This window comes from Thermus sp. (assembly GCF_039793865.1).
Lineage (GTDB): Bacteria > Deinococcota > Deinococci > Deinococcales > Thermaceae > Thermus.
The window spans coordinates 1-16,003 of sequence record NZ_JBAMMI010000018.1 but is presented as its reverse complement, the minus strand read 5'-3'; the positions used below and the strand labels follow the sequence as shown (position 1 = coordinate 16,003).

General features: G+C 68.6%; 15 protein-coding genes and 1 pseudogene. 12 read left to right on the top strand and 4 right to left on the bottom strand.

Features of this window, described 5'->3' with window-relative positions; translation table 11 throughout:
• The first annotated feature begins 11 nt into the window (after positions 1-11).
• The 11 genes from ABJK26_RS01605 to ABJK26_RS01555 all read left to right on the top strand — a co-directional run bounded on the left by ABJK26_RS01605 (position 12) and on the right by ABJK26_RS01555 (position 7,231).
• Positions 12-428 carry an Hsp20/alpha crystallin family protein gene (locus ABJK26_RS01605; RefSeq protein WP_347240455.1) on the top strand — a complete coding sequence of 139 codons (417 nt, stop codon included), beginning with the start codon at positions 12-14 and terminating at the stop codon, positions 426-428.
• A 12-nt stretch (positions 429-440) separates the two neighbouring features.
• Entirely contained in the window at positions 441-1,127 is a 687-nt protein-coding gene (locus ABJK26_RS01600; protein WP_347240454.1) for a heat-stable protein, read from the top strand.
• Between the two features lie 9 nt (positions 1,128-1,136).
• Complete coding sequence (locus ABJK26_RS01595; protein WP_347240453.1) at positions 1,137-1,550, top strand: Hsp20/alpha crystallin family protein; 414 nt, start codon at positions 1,137-1,139, stop codon at positions 1,548-1,550.
• Positions 1,551-1,625: 75 nt separating this feature from the next.
• Positions 1,626-2,072, top strand: a complete 447-nt coding sequence (locus ABJK26_RS01590; RefSeq protein ID WP_347240452.1) for a DUF1931 family protein — start codon at positions 1,626-1,628, stop codon at positions 2,070-2,072.
• A gap of 1 nt (position 2,073) precedes the next feature.
• Positions 2,074-2,496 (top strand): phosphate-starvation-inducible PsiE family protein, encoded by a 423-nt coding sequence (locus ABJK26_RS01585; RefSeq protein WP_347240451.1) that lies wholly within the window; start codon positions 2,074-2,076, stop codon positions 2,494-2,496.
• Positions 2,493-2,966, top strand: a complete 474-nt coding sequence (locus ABJK26_RS01580) for a TrkA C-terminal domain-containing protein (protein ID WP_347240450.1) — start codon at positions 2,493-2,495, stop codon at positions 2,964-2,966. The genes ABJK26_RS01585 and ABJK26_RS01580 overlap by 4 nt, the downstream gene beginning before the upstream one ends.
• Entirely contained in the window at positions 2,966-4,108 is a 1,143-nt protein-coding gene (locus tag ABJK26_RS01575; RefSeq protein ID WP_347240449.1) for a cation:proton antiporter, read from the top strand. The genes ABJK26_RS01580 and ABJK26_RS01575 overlap by 1 nt, the downstream gene beginning before the upstream one ends.
• Before the next feature lie 36 nt (positions 4,109-4,144).
• Positions 4,145-4,972: an ATP-dependent Clp protease proteolytic subunit gene (locus ABJK26_RS01570; protein WP_347240448.1), complete on the top strand. Its 828-nt coding sequence runs from the start codon at positions 4,145-4,147 to the stop codon at positions 4,970-4,972.
• Positions 4,973-5,605 carry a rhomboid family intramembrane serine protease gene (locus ABJK26_RS01565; protein ID WP_347240447.1) on the top strand — a complete coding sequence of 211 codons (633 nt, stop codon included), beginning with the start codon at positions 4,973-4,975 and terminating at the stop codon, positions 5,603-5,605.
• Positions 5,606-5,615: 10 nt separating this feature from the next.
• Positions 5,616-6,068: a CBS domain-containing protein gene (locus tag ABJK26_RS01560; protein WP_347240446.1), complete on the top strand. Its 453-nt coding sequence runs from the start codon at positions 5,616-5,618 to the stop codon at positions 6,066-6,068.
• The gene (locus ABJK26_RS01555; RefSeq protein ID WP_347240444.1) at positions 6,068-7,231 is read left to right on the top strand and encodes a cation:proton antiporter; all 1,164 of its coding nucleotides are present in this window, start codon (positions 6,068-6,070) and stop codon (positions 7,229-7,231) included. Before ABJK26_RS01560 ends, ABJK26_RS01555 begins: the two co-directional genes overlap by 1 nt.
• On the opposite strand, the gene ABJK26_RS01550 is transcribed toward ABJK26_RS01555, so the two are convergent.
• A complete protein-coding gene (locus ABJK26_RS01550; RefSeq protein WP_347240443.1) occupies positions 7,212-8,831 on the bottom strand; it encodes a transglycosylase SLT domain-containing protein in 1,620 nt (539 codons plus the stop codon). The two genes, ABJK26_RS01555 and ABJK26_RS01550, sit on opposite strands and share 20 nt — an antisense overlap.
• 114 nt (positions 8,832-8,945) lie before the next feature.
• On the opposite strand from ABJK26_RS01550, the gene dnaB reads away from it, so the two are divergent.
• Positions 8,946-10,280, top strand: coding sequence for a replicative DNA helicase (gene dnaB / locus ABJK26_RS01545; RefSeq protein ID WP_347240499.1), 1,335 nt, complete (start codon positions 8,946-8,948; stop codon positions 10,278-10,280).
• On the opposite strand, the gene ABJK26_RS01540 is transcribed toward dnaB, so the two are convergent.
• The 3 genes and pseudogenes from ABJK26_RS01540 to ABJK26_RS01530 all read right to left on the bottom strand — a co-directional run.
• A complete protein-coding gene (locus tag ABJK26_RS01540) occupies positions 10,277-10,828 on the bottom strand; it encodes a protoglobin domain-containing protein (protein WP_347240442.1) in 552 nt (183 codons plus the stop codon). The genes dnaB and ABJK26_RS01540 overlap by 4 nt on opposite strands.
• Positions 10,829-10,990: 162 nt before the next feature.
• Positions 10,991-15,469 (bottom strand): glutamate synthase-related protein, encoded by a 4,479-nt coding sequence (locus ABJK26_RS01535; RefSeq protein ID WP_347240441.1) that lies wholly within the window; start codon positions 15,467-15,469, stop codon positions 10,991-10,993.
• Positions 15,470-15,576: 107 nt separating this feature from the next.
• Positions 15,577-16,003 (bottom strand): annotated as a pseudogene (locus ABJK26_RS01530) (hypothetical protein); the annotation flags it as partial.

The window sequence follows — 16,003 nt, the reverse complement described above, 5'->3', positions numbered from 1 at the left end:
GGTGAGGCAGAATGATCCGGTTTGATCCCTTCAAGGAGCTGGAGGAGCTTCAGGAAAGGCTGGCCCGCACCTTCGCCGCCCCCCAGCAAGGGCCGAGGGTGTTCGCGCCGCCCGTGGACATCCTGGAGGACGGGGAGGGGCTCCACATCCTGGTCTACCTGCCCGGGGTGGAGCCCGAGAAGGTGGAGGTGGTGGCGGAGGAGGGCGTCTTGGCGGTGAAGGCCGAGAGGCCCTTTGAGAAGAAGGAGGGCGTGGCCTACCACCGCCTCGAGGGCCCCTACGGCACCTTCGCCCGGAGCTTCAACGTCCCGAGCACCTACGACCTCGCCAAGGTGGAGGCCCGCTTCCGCCACGGGGTCTTGCACCTAAAGGTGCCCAAGGCCGAGGCCACCAAGCCCAAGAAGATCCAGGTGCAGGTGGAAGGCTAGAGGAGGTGGGGTATGCGCCGGACGGTGCGCTATATCCTGGCCACCTCCAACCCCATGGGGGACCTCGAGGCCCTGGAGAAGTTCGTCAAGGTGGCTCCCGACACCGGGGCAGACGCCATCGCCCTGATCGGGAACCTCATGCCCAAGACGGCGAGGAGCCGCGACTACGCCGCCTTCTTCCGGGTCCTCGCCGAGGCCCACCTGCCCACGGCCTACGTCCCCGGACCCCAGGACGCTCCCATCTGGGAGTACCTCAGGGAGGCGGCCAACGTTGAGCTGGTCCGCCCCGAGATGCGAAACGTCCACGAGACCTTCACCTTCTGGAAAGGCCCTTACCTGGTAGCGGGCATCGGCGGGGAGATCACCGATGAAGGCGAGCCCGAGGAGAAGGAGGCCCTCCGCTACCCCGCCTGGGTGGCCGAGTACCACCTGAAGGCCCTCTGGGAGCTCAAGGACTACCCCAAGATCTTCCTCTTCCACACCATGCCCCACCACAAAGGCCCAGGAGAGGGAGGCTCCCACGAGGTGGCCCACCTCGTCAAGACCCACAACCCCCTCCTGGTGGTGGTGGCCGGGAAGGGCCAGAAGCACGAGACCCTGGGGGCGAGCTGGGTGGTGGTGCCCGGCGACCTCTCCGAAGGGGAGTACAGCCTCCTGGACCTCCAGGCGAGGAAGCTGGAGACGGGGAACGTGCGCTAGGGGTGCGCCATGCTGGAGAAGCTTTGGCCCTTTGGCCGGTCCCGCTTCCGCAAAGCCGTGGAGGAGGCCCTGGAGAAGGTCTTCCAGGAGCCAGGAGGGGTGCTGGAGCCCCTCTCCGAGCTCGAGGAGCGCGAGGACCACTACCTCCTCCGGGTGGAGGTGCCGGGGCTTGGCCCCGAGAACCTCGAGGTGCGCCTGGAAGGGGACCAGCTGGTCATAGAAGGGGAGAAGCGGGAGGAGAAGCGCACCAAGCACCTCGCCGAGATCGCCTACGGCCGGATCTACCGGGCCTACCTCCTCCCCAAGGACGCCAAAAGGGAGGGGATAGAGGCCAGGCTCTCCCGGGGCGTCCTGGAGGTCCGGATCCCGCGGGAAAAGCGCCCCGAGGCGCCGCCCCTGAAGATTCCCGTGCGGGGCGAGTAGGCCCCACCCCCGCCCGCGGGCGGGGGTTTCCCTTTGCACCCGCCAAGGGTACACTCACCTGGGAGGTGAAACCCCATGCTGATGAAGGTCGCCGAGTTTGAAAGGCTTTTCCGAATGGCCGCCGGGCTGGACGTGGACAAGGACGACCTGAAGCGCCTCTCCGACTTCCTGCGCAACAAGCTCTACGACCTCCTGGTGGTGGCGGAGCGGAACGCCCGCTACAACGGCAGGGACCTCATCTTTGAGCCCGACCTGCCCATCACCAAGGGCCTCCAGGAGACCCTAAAGGAGTTCCGCCGCATGGACACCGCCCTGGAGCTCAAGCCTGTGCTGGACGCCCTGGCGGCCCTCCCGCCCTTGGACCTCGAGGTCGCCGAGGACGTGCGGAACCTCCTTCCCGAGCTCGCCGGGGCCCTGGTGGTGGCCTACGCCCGGGTGCTCAAGGAGCTGGACCCCGCCCTCAAGAACCCGAGGACGGAGCACCACGAGCGGGCCGAGCGGGTCTTCAATCTCCTGATTTAGCATGTCCCAGGACCTGCTTTTAAGCCTTTACCGGGGGGCCACGCGACTTGTCTTCAACCTGGTGGTGGTGGCCCTCTTGGTGGGCCTCTTCGCGGGGGTGGGGCGCACCTTCTTGGAACTCGGCCTCACCCTCACGGAGCCCACGGTGCGCCTGGGGCTTAAGGATCTTATCACCAACGTCCTTTCCCTGGTTATCGTCCTGGAGCTCGTCCGGGTCTTCGTGGAGTACTTTGAGTTTGAGCGGGTCCGCCTGGAGGTGCTTCTGGAGGTGGGCATCGCCCTGGCCCTCAGGGAGCTTCTCCTCTTGCTTTTTGCCGAGCGGATTTCCGGAACGGATCTCTTTCTTTGGAGCCTGGGAATCCTGGCCATGGTGGCCGGGCGCACCCTGGCCGTGCGCTTCCCCCCGGAAAGGAGGAGGGCATGAAGGTAGAGGAAGTGGTCCTGCCCGGAGTGGGCCGGAAGTTCATCATCACCGTGCAAAGCGGCGACCGCTTGGTCATCGTGGTCCACCACTCGGGGAAGCGGGAGGTCCAGTACTTTGAGGCCGGGGAGGAGGACGAGCCCGCTATGGCCCTAGACCTCACCGACGAGGAGGCCCGGGAGATCGGGGCCATCCTGGCGGGCGTCCTCTTCCACCCCGAGGCGGTGGGGGACACCCAGAGCAAGCTCTCCGAGAAGGTCATTGAGTGGATCAAGGTCCTGCCCGGTTCTAAGCTTGCGGGCAAGCGGGTGGAGGACCTTTACCTGCCCCCTGGGGTCCACCTCCTGGCCGTGGACCGCCCCGGGGCCCCCCTCCTCCCCCACCCCGGGCCCGGGGTGGTCCTGGAGGTGGGGGACACCCTGGTGGTGGCGGGGAGCCGGGAGGCGGTGGAGGCCTTTAAGAGGAACCTCTGATGCACCCTTCCCTGGAGGCCTTCACCTTGGCCGCGGGGCTTCTGGCCCTGGGGGCAGCCCTGGTCCACCGCTATGGCTTCCCGCCCCTTCCCGTCTACCTCCTCACGGGCCTCCTCGTGGGGGAAAGGCTTAACGTGGAGGAGCTGGAGCCTTTGCCCTCCCTTGGGCTTTTGCTCCTCCTCTTCTCCGTGGGCCTGGAGTTCGGCCCCGACCGCCTTAGGAGCCTTTCGGGGAAGGCCCTGAGGGCAGGGCTTTTTGACGCCTTAGCCCTGCCTTTGGGCCTCCTCCTGGGGCTTCTCGCCGGGCTGGACCTCAAGGGGGCGGCCCTCTTGGCCGGGGTAGTCTACACGAGCTCCAGCGCGGTCATCGTCAAGCTCATCGTTGACCTGCGCCGGGCCGCCAACCCCGAAAGCGAGGTGGTCCTGGGGGTCCTGGTCCTGGAAGACCTGGTCGTCGCCCTCCTCCTCGCCCTCCTGGGCGGCCACGGGCCCACGGGCTTCCTGGGTGGAGTGGCCCTGGCCCTCCTTTACCTCCTCTTCGCCCGCTTCCTCGGGCCCCCCATGGTGCGCTTCGCGGAAACGTTCTCCGATGAGCTGGTCCTTCTCCTCGGGGCGGCCTTCACCGCGGGCACCGCCCTCCTCTTCCACGCCGCGGGGGCCTCGGAGGGCGTTGGGGCTTTCCTCTCCGGGGTCATCGCCGCAAGCCTCGGGCTTCGGGAGAGGCTTGAGCGCCTCTTCGGCCCCGTGCGGGACCTGGGGGTGGCCCTCTTCTTCCTGGTGGTGGGGGCCCAGGCCCTGGGGCTTCTCCAAGGGCTTACGCCCTGGGCCCTGGCCCTCGCCCTTATGGGGATCGCCCTCAAGCTTCCCCTCAACCACCTGGGCGGGGCCCAGGCGGGGCTTGGGCGGAAGCGGCGCCTCTACAGCGCCCTCTACCTGGTCCCCCGGGGCGAGTTCAACCTGGTGCTGGGGGCTTTGGCCTTAGGCCAAGGCTACCCCCTGGTGGCCCAGGTGGCCGTCCTCTTGGTGCTGGTCTCCATCCCCCTGGGAGCCCTCCTCATCCGCTTCGCCCCGGAGCTCGGCCAGCGCCTCTACCGGGAGGCCTCGAGGAAGCGGCTTCCGGGAAAACCCCCGGCCTCCCCGTGAGGCCAAGGACCCTGTATGCTTCTCTTGGAGGCGCATATGGAGATTTTCTTCCAGCTTTTTTGGCTTTTCTTCATCCTCTCGGCCCTAAGCCCTTACCTGCAGCAGCAGATGCTCCTCGGGGCCCGGGCCCGGAAGATCGCCGAGCTTGAGAGGAAGCGGCAAAGCCGGGTCATCACCCTCATCCACCGACAGGAAGCGGTAAGCTTTCTCGGCATCCCCATCTCCCGCTTCATCAACATAGACGACTCCGAACAGGTCCTGAGGGCCATCCGCCTCACGGACAAGAACGTGCCCATTGACCTCATCCTCCACACCCCAGGGGGCCTGGTGCTGGCGGCGGAGCAGATCGCCGAGGCCTTGCTTCGCCATCCCGCCAAGGTCACGGTCTTCGTCCCCCACTACGCCATGTCCGGGGGCACCCTCATCGCCCTGGCCGCGGACGAGATCGTCATGGACGAAAACGCCGTCTTGGGACCGGTGGACCCCCAGCTCGGCCAGTACCCGGCGGCAAGCATTCTCAAGGTCCTGGAGAAGAAGCCCCTCTCCGAGATAGACGACCAGACCCTGATCCTCGCCGACGTGGCGGAGAAGGCCCTGAGGCAGGTGAAGGCCACGGTGAAGAACCTCCTAAGGAAGCACATGCCCGAGGAGAGGGCGGAGGAGGTGGCCACCCTCCTTTCCCAGGGCACCTGGACCCACGACTACCCCATTGACGTGGCCCAGGCCCGGGAGATGGGGCTTAGGGTTTCCACGGAGATGCCCCTCGAGGTCTACGAGCTCATGGACCTCTACCCCCAGGCCCAGGGACAGAGGCCGAGCGTCCAGTACGTGCCCCTCCCCTACCGCCAAGGAGGGGGGCGGTAGGTGTTCCCCCTCTACGACCTGAACCGGGCCTATCGGCCCGCCGTGGTGGTGCGGGGCCTGGTCCTGGCCAACGCCCTCGCCTTCCTCTTTGAGCTCGCCGCGGGCCCCGAGAGGGTGGTGGAGGCCCTGGGCTTCGTCCCCGCCCTCTTCTTCCAGGACCCCGTGGGGCAGGCCCACCGCCTCCTCACCAGCATGTTCCTCCACGGGGGGCTTTTCCACATCCTCTCCAACATGTGGTTCCTCTGGGTCTTCGGGGACAACGTGGAGGACCGCATGGGCCACGGGCGCTTCCTCCTCTTCTACCTCCTCGGGGGGGTGGCCGCCGCCTTGGCCCAGGGCCTCGCCATGCCCGGCTCCACCGTGCCCATGATCGGGGCGAGCGGGGCGGTCTCTGCCGTGCTCGGGGCCTACTACGTCCTCTTCCCCCGGGCTTATGTGGTTTCCGTGGTCTTCTTCGTCCTCCCCTTCTTCGTCACCTTTCCCGCCGGGTTCTACCTGGGCTACTGGGCCATCCTCCAGCTCTTCCAGGGCCTCCTTGGCCTTCCCGGGGTGGCCTGGTGGGCCCACCTCGGAGGCTTTCTCTTCGGCCTCCTCCTCGCCCCGCGCTTCGCCCGGAGGTGGCGGCGCTGGTAGACTCTAGGCCATGAAGGTGGCCGAGGTCATGACCCGAAACCCCGAGACCATTGGCCCCGAGGCGACCCTCGAGGAGGCCGCTCGGCGCCTCCTGGAAACCCGCTACGGGAGCTTCCCCGTGGTGGACCGGGAGGGCCGCCTCCTCGGGCTTTTGCAGGTGGAGGAGCTCCTGCCCAGGCCGGAAAACGTCCCCTTTTCCGATGTGGAGGCCCTGCAGCTTTTCGGGGAGTGGGTGGACGAGGGGGTGCTCCAGGAGATCTACCGCCGCTACCAGAAGACCCCGGTAAAGGCGGTGATGCGCACCGACCTCCCCCGGGTCCATCCGGAAACCCCTTTGGGCAAGGCCTTGGAGATCCTCCTTACCAGCGAGGTCCGCCACCTCCCGGTGGTGGACGGGGAGGACCGGGTGGTGGGCCTCCTCACCCGGAGCGACTTCCTCAAGCTCATCCTGGGGAGGGGCTGATGCACGGGGCGGAACACCTATTGGAGATCTTCTACCTTCTCCTCGCGGCCCAGGTCATGGCCTTCCTCTTCCGGCGCCTGAACCAGCCCGTGGTCATCGGGGAGGTGCTTGCGGGCGTCCTGGTGGGGCCCGCCCTTTTGGGCCTCGTGCACGAGGGGGAGGTGCTGGAGTTTTTGGCGGAGCTTGGGGCCATCTTCCTCCTCTTCATGGTGGGCCTGGAGACCCGGCTCAAGGACATCCTGGCCGTGGGGAAGGAGGCCTTTTTGGTGGCCGTTTTGGGGGTGGCCTTCCCCTTCGTGGGGGGGTACCTCTACGGCCTGCAAATCGGCTTCCAAACCCTCCCTGCCCTCTTCCTGGGCACCTCCTTGGTGGCCACCAGCGTGGGCATCACCGCCAGGGTCCTCCAGGAGCTCGGGGTCCTCTCCCGCCCCTACGCCCGCATCATCCTGGGGGCGGCGGTGATTGACGACGTGCTGGGCCTCATGGTGCTGGCGGTGGTGAACGGGGTGGCGAAGACGGGCCAGGTGGAGATGGGGGCCATCCTCAAGCTCGTCCTCCTCTCCGTGGCCTTCGTGGGCCTGGCGGTCCTCCTCTCCACCTGGGTGGCCCGCCTGCCCCTGGAGAGGCTTCCCGTGGGGAGCCCCTTGGGCTTCGCCCTGGCCTTGGGCGTGGGCATGGCGGCCCTGGCGGCCAGCATCGGCCTCGCCCCCATCGTGGGGGCCTTCCTCGGGGGGATGCTCCTCTCCGAGGTCCGGGAGAAGTACCGCCTCGAGGAGCCCGTCTTCGCCATAGAGGGCTTCCTCGCCCCCCTCTTCTTCGCCATGGTGGGGGTGAGGTTGGAGCTCGCCGCCTTGGCGAGCCCCGTGGTCCTGGCGGCGGGAGCCGTGGTCACCCTCATCGCCATCCTGGGGAAGATCCTCGGGGGGTTCCTAGGGGCCCTCACCCAAGGGGTGCGGAGCGCCTTCACCGTGGGGGTGGGGATGGCCCCCCGGGGGGAGGTGGGGCTCATCGTGGCCGCCTTGGGCCTTTCGGCGGGGGCGGTGAACGAGGAGGAGTACGCCATCGTCCTCTTCATGGTGGCCTTCACCACCCTCTTCGCCCCCTTCGCCTTAAAGCCTCTCATCCCCTGGGCGGAAGCGGGCCTCAAGGGGGCGAAGGAGTAGCCTTGTAGGCGGCGTAGGCGGAGAGCACCCTGGCGAGGTACTCCCGGGGCTCGTCCCGCTCCTGGAAGCGGAGGAAGGCGAAAAGCCCCCCTTCCCGGGCCACGCCCCTTAGGGTGTAGCCGATCCCGCCGTTGTAGGCGGTGAGGGCGCAGGCGAGCTGCTCCACGCCGGAGAAGGCGGCGCACCGCTCCATGAGCCAGCGGAGGTAGCGGGCGGCGTAGCGGATGGCGCTTTCGGGGTCCAAGGGGTCGGCGGGGGGCTCTCCGAGCATCCGCGCCACGTCCGCCCAGGTGCTCCGCAGGAACTGGGCGAGGCCCAAGGCCCCCGTGGCGCTTACGGCCCTGGGGTCAAAGCGGCTTTCCACGTGGAGGAGGGCGAAGAGGAGGTCGGGGTCCAGGCCCTCCCTCCTCGCGTAGCCCTCCACCCACGCCCGGTAGGCCCGGGGGTAGGCGAGGGCGGTGGGCCAGGCGGCCCGGATCCCCTCCCGGTAGGCCCCCAGGCGGTAGAGGAGGGGGACGAGGGCGGGCCAGTCCTCGGGCCTCCGCCAGAGGGCGTAGCGCACTTCTCCCCGGGCCCAGGCCTCCCTTCCCGCCCGGGCCAGGGCCTCCACCAGGGGAGCCACCTCCGGCATCGGGGCCCCAGGGGCCTGGGGGGGTGGGCTCGGCGCCTTGCCCACGAGGAGGCCGAGGCCCCCCTCGAGGCGGGCGTAGGCCTCCTGCTGCGCCTCCTTTTTCCCGAGCTCCCCGGCGAGGAGGTAGGCGCGGAGGGCGGCGTCGTCGGCGTAGGGGCTTTCCCCTCGGGCCAGGGCGAGGTAGAGGGGAAGGGCCTCGGCCTTCCTCCCTAGGCGCTCCAGAAGGGCCGTGGCCCGCCATAGCCCCTCCGGGGGGCCCTCCCGGTAGCGGACCAGGGCCTCTTCCACTTTCCCCGTGGCCTCTAGGAGGCGGCCTTCGGCCAGGCGGCTTTCCGGGTGGTCGTAGCGGGCGAAGGCCCTTAGGGCCTCCTCCCGCCTTCCAAGCCGCCATAGGGCGTACCCGAGGCCCAGGTAGCCCCGGGGGTCGGCCTCCGCCCAGGCCCGGTAGTGGGGCAGGGCCTCCTCGTAGCGCCCCAGGCGGTAGAGGGCCTGGGCGCGGAGGTCGGGCCGTTGCCCTTCGGGGAGGGCCTTGAGAAGGGCTTCGTACGCCCGGCCCCTAAAAAGGGCCTCCCAGAGCCTCTCCCCTTGGCCCAGGCGGAGGAGGGCCTGGGCGGCCTCCTCCCTAGGGAGGAGCCTCGCCCAGGCGGAGAAGGCCCTCACGTCCCCCGCCCGCTCCAAGAGGGGGGCCGCCACCCCCCAGGCCGCCTCCGCCTCCCAGCCCGGCTCAAAGGCCCGTACCTCCTCCAGGAAGAGGGCGTAGCGCCAGGCGTACTCCGCCCGCTCGGAAAGAGGGAGGTCTTCCTCCCGCACCACGAGCCAGCCCGCGAGGAGCCCCGCGTACCCCTCGCCCCCTAGGGCCACCTGGCGGAGGGCCTCCACGTTGCCCTTCTCCAGGGCGGCGTAGGGCCCGGGTAGGTCCTGGGCCCGGCAGGCGGCGAGGATGAGGAGAAAGAGGAGAAGCCAGCGCACGCCTTAGAGCTTATTCTCTCCTCCTGAGAGGCGGCAAAGAGCCAATCCTTCCCACAGGGGAAGGACCCTGGCGGGAAGAGGGGGGGCGGGCGTAGCCTGGTGGGGTCTATGGGTTTGGAAGGCCGTATTCCTCCCCACAGCCTCGAGGCCGAGCAGAGCGTGCTCGGGTCCATCCTCTTGGATTCCGGCGTGATGGACGAGCTGGAGGGCCTCCTCCCCTCCCCCGAGGCCTTTTACATGGAAGCCCACCGCAAGATCTACGCCGCCATGCAGGCCTTAAGGGCCCAGGGGAAGCCCGTGGACCTGGTGACCCTGGCCGAGGAGCTTTCCCGCCGGGACGAGCTTGCGGGGGTGGGCGGGGTGAGCTACCTGGTGCAGCTCTCCGAGGCCACCCCCACCGCCGCCTACGCCGAGCACTACGCCCGCATCGTGGCGGAGAAGTGGACCCTGAGAAAGCTCATCCAGGCCGCAGGCGAGGCCATGCGCCTCGCCTACGAGGAGGCGGGGAGCCTGGACGAGATCCTGGACCAGGCGGGGAAGCGGATCCTCGAGGTGGCCCTCACCCAGACCGAGACCGAGGCCCGGGCCATGCGGGAGCTGGTCCACGAGACCTTTGAGCACATTGAGGCCCTTTTCCAAAATAAGGGGGAGGTGGCCGGGGTCCGCACCGGCTTCAAGGAGCTGGACGAGCTTATCGGCACCCTGGCCCCGGGGTCCCTCAACATCATCGCCGCCCGCCCCGCCATGGGCAAGACCGCCTTCGCCCTCACCATCGCCCAGCACGCCGCCCTGAAGGAAGGGGTGGGGGTGGGGATCTACTCCCTGGAGATGCCCGCCGCCCAGCTAGCCTTGCGCATGATGTGCTCCGAGGCCCGCATTGACATGAACCGGGTGCAGCGCGGGCAGCTTTCCGATCGGGACTTCTCCCGGCTCGTGGACGTGGCGGGACGCCTCTCCGAGGCCCCCATCTTCATTGACGACACCCCCGACCTCACCCTCATGGAGCTTCGCGCCCGGGCGAGGCGGCTTAAGAGCCAGCACGGGGTGGGCCTCATCATCATAGACTACCTCCAGCTCATGTCGGGGCCCGGCGGGGGGCAGAAGGGGGAGAACCGGCAGCAGGAGATCGCCGCCATCTCCCGGGGGCTTAAGGCCTTGGCCCGGGAGCTGGACGTGCCGGTGATCGCCTTAAGCCAGCTCTCCCGGGCGGTAGAGGCCAGGCCCAACAAGCGCCCCATGCTCTCCGACCTCCGGGAGTCGGGCTCCATTGAGCAGGACGCCGACCTGGTGATGTTCATCTACCGGGACGAGTACTACAACCGCCACTCGGAGAAGGCGGGCATCGCCGAGATCATCGTGGGCAAGCAAAGGAACGGCCCCACGGGCACCGTGGAGCTGCAGTTCCACGCCCAGCACGTGCGCTTCAACGACCTGGCCAAGGAACCCTAGGCCTGGGAAAGAAGGGCCGAGGCCCCCTCCTTGAGGGCACGGGCGAGGTCCCGGTGCCCCAGGGAAAGGCCTAAGGAGAGGGCCTCGAGGTAGCTCTCCTCTATAAGGGCGATCTCTATGGCGACGATCTTCTCAAAAGCCTCCACGGCGCTGTAGACCTCGGGGCCACGGAGGGCGGTGCGCAGATGCTCCAGGGAAAGCTCCTGCACGATGCCCATAGCGGGGATCATGGCCTTGGGACCGATGCCGAGCCGGGCGTGCACCAGGCCGATGCGCCGCCTCCTTTCCGCGTAGGCCCGGTCGTACGCCCCCGAGAAGAGCTCGCCGTACCAGCGGGCGAAGGTCCGGTAAAGCCGCTCCACCCGCCCCGGCTCGGCGTGGAGGATGGCGCCGAGCTCCGGGTCCCGCCCCAGGTAGTCGTAGAAGGCCAGGGCCACCTCGTGGGCGATAGAGGTCATGACCTCGCCGAGCTCCCTAAGGAGGGCGGCATGGGCCTCGGTGAAGCCCGTGCGCCGCTTTAGGAGTTGCAAAAGCTCCCCGGGGCCCACGGGACAAATCTACCCTTCCCGGGCTCTTCCCGTCTAGGGCAAAGGGCCCGGCTCCAGGCAGGGGGTGCGGGCCCTCTGCCCAAGAAGGCGATGGAAAAGCTCGGCCTACCTCCTCCGGCCGAGCTTATGCCGTTGGGGTGCTTACGCCGGCATGGGGTGCCGCTACTCCGTGCTCACCCCCTGCTCCACCTGCTGGTTCGCGGGCTCCACCATGCGGAAGTGCTCCGCCGGGTTCTCCAGGAGGGTCTCCAGCCGCCTCGCCTTCTCCTCCCGCTTGGCCTCCCTAAGCACGCGGAGGTAGGCGGTAAGGAGCTCCCGCACGTCCTCCACGCCCCGGGCGTCCAGGGGCTTCACCGCCACCTTGGCCCCCTTGGCCAGCCGGCGCTTCATGGCCTCCTCGGTGAGGCCCATCTCCGGCCAGTGCCTTAGGTAGACCCGCCCCCCGGTCATCCCCGAGCAGATCCAGGGCCCGGGGTCCCCGAGGACCAGGGCCCGCCCCCGGGTCATGTACTCAAAGGCGAAGCCCTTGGCCTGGGCCCGGGCGGCGAGGTTGCCGAGGTCGTCCCTTAAGGGCCTTTCCGGCTCGCCGCCCAGGACCACGTCGGCCCCGGAAAGCCGGATGCAGAAGCGGCTGTCCGCCACCCCCTCCACGATGAGGAGGCCCCCGATGGCCCCGTAGGCGAAGCTCTTGCCCACGGAGCCGTCCACGTAGGCCCCGTAGGGGTTCCGCCCCTTGAGGACGGCCACGGTGCCGCCGAAGGCGCCCTTGGCCACCCCGTCCTGGGCCCCGCCTTCCACCACCACCTTCATCCCCTCCACGTTGAAGGCGGCGAGGCCGTTTCCGGCCACGCTCCCGGCGTCAAAGCGGAGCTCCACCTCGGCGTCAAACCCCTTGCCGTAAAGGCGCCTCCGGGCGATCTCCCCGGCGAGGTGGGCCCCAAGGGCCCGGTCGGTGGAGTCCACGGGGCCTTCCTGGAAGACGAGGCGCTTGCTGCCCTCGGCGTAGGCGGCCATGACCACCTCGGTGATGGTGCGGGTGAGCTGGTTCAGGGGCTTCCTGAGGACGTGGGCCGAGGTGTCCTTGAGCCAGTCGGGCTCCTCCACGGGGGCGAAGAAGTAGCCCAGGTCCAGCTCCTCCAGGTGGTCCCGCTGGTAGAGGAGGTCCGAGCGGCCCCTTAGCTCCCGAAGGGAGCGGGCCCCCAAAGCGGCCACGAGCTCCCTTAGGGCCTCTCCCTTGGCCCCGAAAAAGCGGACGAGCTGCTCCACCGCCCGGTCCAGGTCCTGGGGGACGAAGCGCTTGAGGCCGTGGGCCAGGGCCTCCTCCAGGGTCTCGATCTGGGTGGTGATGCCCACGTGGCAGGTGTCCAACTGGCAGCCGCGGCAGATAGTGCAGCCGATGGCCACCATGGCCATGGTGGCCATACCCACCCGGTCGGCCCCCAGGAGAACCATGCGCAAGACGTCGTAGGCGGTCTTGAGGCCCCCGTCGGCCCAGATCTCCACCCGGTCCCTAAGCCCCGCCCGCACCAGGGCCCGGTGGGCCCGGCGCACCCCGAGCTCCACGGGAAGCCCGGCGTACTTCAGGGCGTGGAGTCTCGCCGCCCCCGTCCCCCCCTCAAACCCGGAGAGGGTGATGACGTCCGCCCCCGCCTTGGCGATGCCCACGGCGATGGTGCCGATGCCGGGGATCACGGGCACCTTCACCGAGACCAGGGCCTTGGGGTTCACCGTCTTCAGCTCCTCAATGAGCTGGGCCAGGTCCTCAATGGAGTAGAGGTCGTGGTTGTTGGAGGGGCTGATGAGGTCCACCCCGGGGACGGCGTTCCGGGCGGCCGCCACCTTGGGCGAGACCTTCTTGCCGGGGAGGTGCCCTCCCTCGCCGGGCTTCGCCCCCTGGCCGATCTTGATCTCAATGACGCTCGCGGAGTTCAGCATGTAGGCGTGGACCCCGAAGCGGCCCGAGGCCACCTGCTGGCCCCGCCAGGGAGTGTACTTGCCCAGCATGTCGGGGATCTCCCCGCCTTCCCCGTTGATGCACAGCATGTTGAGGCGCTTGGCCGCCTCCACGTAGGCGCGGAAGGAGGCCTCCCCCTGGGAGCCGAAGCTCATGGCGCTGATGACGAAGGGCAGGGAGTGGGCCCCCACGGAGAGGTCCACCTCCTCCGGGGCCACCTCGCTCCTTTCGGGGAAGCGCACCTCCAGAAGCTGGCGGGCGGCCACGGGGTTTTCCCGCTCCAGGGCGCGGACCTTCTCCTGGAAGTGGGCGTAAGGGGCCTGGCCCGCGGCCACCTCCTGGGCCGCCTTGTAGATCCTGGGGTTGAAGCGGAAGTCCTTGGCGGGCATGACCTTCTCCGCCCTAAGGAAGCCCTCCCGCTCAAGGAGGGTACGCTCCAGCTCCAAAAAGCCGTACCCGGCGCCCTCCGAGCCCAAGAAGTTTCGCGTGCCGAAGAGCTCGGCGAGCTCGGGCTTGAGGCCGAGGGCGCTGAAGATCCGGCCGTAGCCCCTGAGCTCGTGGATGCCCATGGTGGAGATGACCTTCTCCAGGCCCTTGCGGAGGGCCTCGAGGGCGTTCGCCACCCCCTTCCTCCCCTCCAGGGCCCGGGCCTTCTCCTCCAGAAGCCACGGGGCCACCGCCTCCGCCCCGAGGCCGAGGAGGAAGGCCAGATCGTGGAGGTTCCGCACGCCCCCGGAGTGGACGAGGAGGGAGGTCCTGCGCCTTAGGGCCACCCCCTCGGCGTCCCGCTTCATGAGGGCCCGGTTCACCGCGGCCACGGCGAGGCCGATGTCAATCCAGACCCCTCCTTGGAAGGCCTCCCGGTCGGAGAGGATGAGGACCTCGGCCCCCTCCTCCACGGCCTTCACCGCCTCCTCCTCCAGGCGCTTGAGCCCCGCAAGGAGCCCCTCCTCCACGGCGAACTGGGGGACGAGGGTCTGGGTCTTGAAGCGGGCCCGGACCTCGGAGAGGGTCAGGGTGCCGAAGGCCTCGGCCAGGGCCTGGTCCTCCTCCAGCACCAGGGGCAGAAGGAGCTCCTCCACCCTTCCCCCCTCCCGGCCGTCGGGAAGGGGCCTTCTGCCGAGGAGGGTGCGGGTGGAGAAGTGCTCGATCTCCCGCTCCCGGTCAATGGCGGGGTTGGTTACCACCGCCACCGTTTCCTTGAAGAACTCGGAAAGGTTGGGCTTTTCCGGGTTGAGGGCGGCGAGGAGCCCGTCGTAGCCCAGGGAGCCGATGGGCTCGTTGCCCGTCTTGGCCAGGGCCTCGAGGTAGGCCTGGTCCCAGCGGTCCCAGCCGTAGGCCCGCTCCAGGCCCAGGGGGGGCGGGGCGGGCTTTTCCTCCACCTCGGCCCCGCTTCCTCCCGCCAGGGGGGGCGGGCCCTCGCGGAGGGGCCCCGCCAGGTGCACCCGGTAGCCCTCCACCGGGGTGCGGGCGGCCATCCTCTCCAGCACCAGGCGCTGGTGCCGGTCAAAGGGCAGGACCTTGGGGCCTTCCGAGGTGAGGCGGAGGTAGACCTTCTCCCCCGGGGCCAAAGGCTTGGGCTCGGAGACGAACTCCTCGGCGCTGAAAACCCCGCGCTCGGAGGAGAAGACGATTTCATAGGGGGTTTCAAACTGCCAAAGGGGCCTCAAGCCCATGGCGTCGGTGGCGAACACGGCCTCGTCCCCGTGGCGGCTCACGATGGCGGCCGGGCCCTGGGCCAAGGGTCCGAAGCGCTGGCGCAGGGCCATGTAAAGGTCCTGGAGGTCCTCGGGCAGGGCCTTGATCTCCCCCAAAACGGGGGGAAAGACCAGGTCCATGGCCTCGGGGAGGGTGAGGCCAAAGCGGTAGATGAGCCCCTCCAGCATGCGGTTCAGGTCCTGGGAGTCCGAGCCCCCGGTGCGGGGGATGCCCAGGAAGTCCATCTCCCGCCTCAGGCGCTCAATGGTGTTGATTTCGCCGTTGTGGCCGAGGAGGCCGAAGGGCTGGACCTGCTCAAAGGTGGAGAGGGTGTTGGTGGAGTAGCGGTTGTGGCCCAGGGCGATGCGGCTTTTGAACTCGGGGCGGGAGAGCTCGGGGTAGTAGCGCTTTAAAAGCTCCGCCGCTCCCCGCACCTTGTAGACCACGCTGTGGGTGGACAGGGAGACCACGTGCACGGGGAAGAGGGCCTCGAGCCTCAGGCCAAGCTCCCACAGGGGGGCGTCCCCGTCCGGGGAAAGCCCCGCCACCTGGAGGAAGAGGGGCTCCGTGCGCCGACCCACAGGCCCCAAAACCTCGCTCACCACCTCGCCCCGCCGGAAGTGCAAGGGGCGCACCCCGAGCCGTTGCCCCTCCCGGCTCAACAGGGCAAAGAACTCCTCTACCCGCCCCTCCTCGCTTTTGGGCACGAAGAAGTGCCCCACGAAGAAGCGGGGGTTGAAGGCTAGGCCCGGATCCAGCCCCGCCCCCTCCAGAAACCGGGCCCAAAGCTCCCGGGGAATATCGGTTTGGATGCCAGTCCCATCCCCCTCGCCGCGGATGGCCCCGGCTCGGTGGGCCATTCTGTATAGGCTTTCCAGGATACGCCGCACGATGCGATGAGAGGGCTTGCCGCTCTTCTCCGCCATGGCGATGATGCCGCAAGCGTCCCGCCCTAGGGGGATATCCGGGTAGGCTTCCTTCCAGGTCATCTTCGGGCTCCTTTGGTCTTGGGGGGTCTGGTGTAGGCAAAGAAATGCACGTTGTTCCTCGGATTATACACGTTGGCCCCAAAGGGGTCAAGGCTAAGGGGGCTTGCCTAGAAAATCGCCTTGTACCCCGGAGGGGGCGGGAGAAGGGTGAGAAGAACCCTAAGGCCGTAGGCGATGAGCTCCAAAAGCGCCCGCGCCATGGCCGTCCAAGGCTTCCGCTCCCAAAGGTATCCCCCACCCAGCCGCGCCTTCATCCCCCCAAACCCCGCGTCCGCCAAAAGCCAACCCCCGGAAGGAGGAAACCGCCTCAGCACCTCTCCCCCCAGCCGGGGGTCCGGGGCGTAGCCCTCCCCGGCCACCCCACCCCAGGGCCACAACAGCCGCCTCCCCCTATCCCACCGCATCAGGGCCAGAAGCCGCGTGTGCCCCCGCACCCGCCGCACCTCCTTCCCCCAACGAAAGCGGAGAAGCCGGTCCTTCAAGGGGTCAAGCCCACCGCGTTGCCAGAGCCAGAGCCCACCCTGGTAAAGTCCT

Coding starts and splice junctions, on each gene's coding strand:
- ABJK26_RS01585 (WP_347240451.1), top strand. CDS start 2,074: ATGTCCCAGGACCTGCTTTTAAGCCTTTACCGGGGGGCCACGCGACTT.
- ABJK26_RS01580 (WP_347240450.1), top strand. CDS start 2,493: ATGAAGGTAGAGGAAGTGGTCCTGCCCGGAGTGGGCCGGAAGTTCATC.
- ABJK26_RS01595 (WP_347240453.1), top strand. CDS start 1,137: ATGCTGGAGAAGCTTTGGCCCTTTGGCCGGTCCCGCTTCCGCAAAGCC.
- ABJK26_RS01560 (WP_347240446.1), top strand. CDS start 5,616: ATGAAGGTGGCCGAGGTCATGACCCGAAACCCCGAGACCATTGGCCCC.
- ABJK26_RS01535 (WP_347240441.1), bottom strand. CDS start 15,469: ATGACCTGGAAGGAAGCCTACCCGGATATCCCCCTAGGGCGGGACGCT.
- ABJK26_RS01570 (WP_347240448.1), top strand. CDS start 4,145: ATGGAGATTTTCTTCCAGCTTTTTTGGCTTTTCTTCATCCTCTCGGCC.
- ABJK26_RS01590 (WP_347240452.1), top strand. CDS start 1,626: ATGCTGATGAAGGTCGCCGAGTTTGAAAGGCTTTTCCGAATGGCCGCC.
- ABJK26_RS01555 (WP_347240444.1), top strand. CDS start 6,068: ATGCACGGGGCGGAACACCTATTGGAGATCTTCTACCTTCTCCTCGCG.
- ABJK26_RS01600 (WP_347240454.1), top strand. CDS start 441: ATGCGCCGGACGGTGCGCTATATCCTGGCCACCTCCAACCCCATGGGG.
- ABJK26_RS01605 (WP_347240455.1), top strand. CDS start 12: ATGATCCGGTTTGATCCCTTCAAGGAGCTGGAGGAGCTTCAGGAAAGG.
- ABJK26_RS01575 (WP_347240449.1), top strand. CDS start 2,966: ATGCACCCTTCCCTGGAGGCCTTCACCTTGGCCGCGGGGCTTCTGGCC.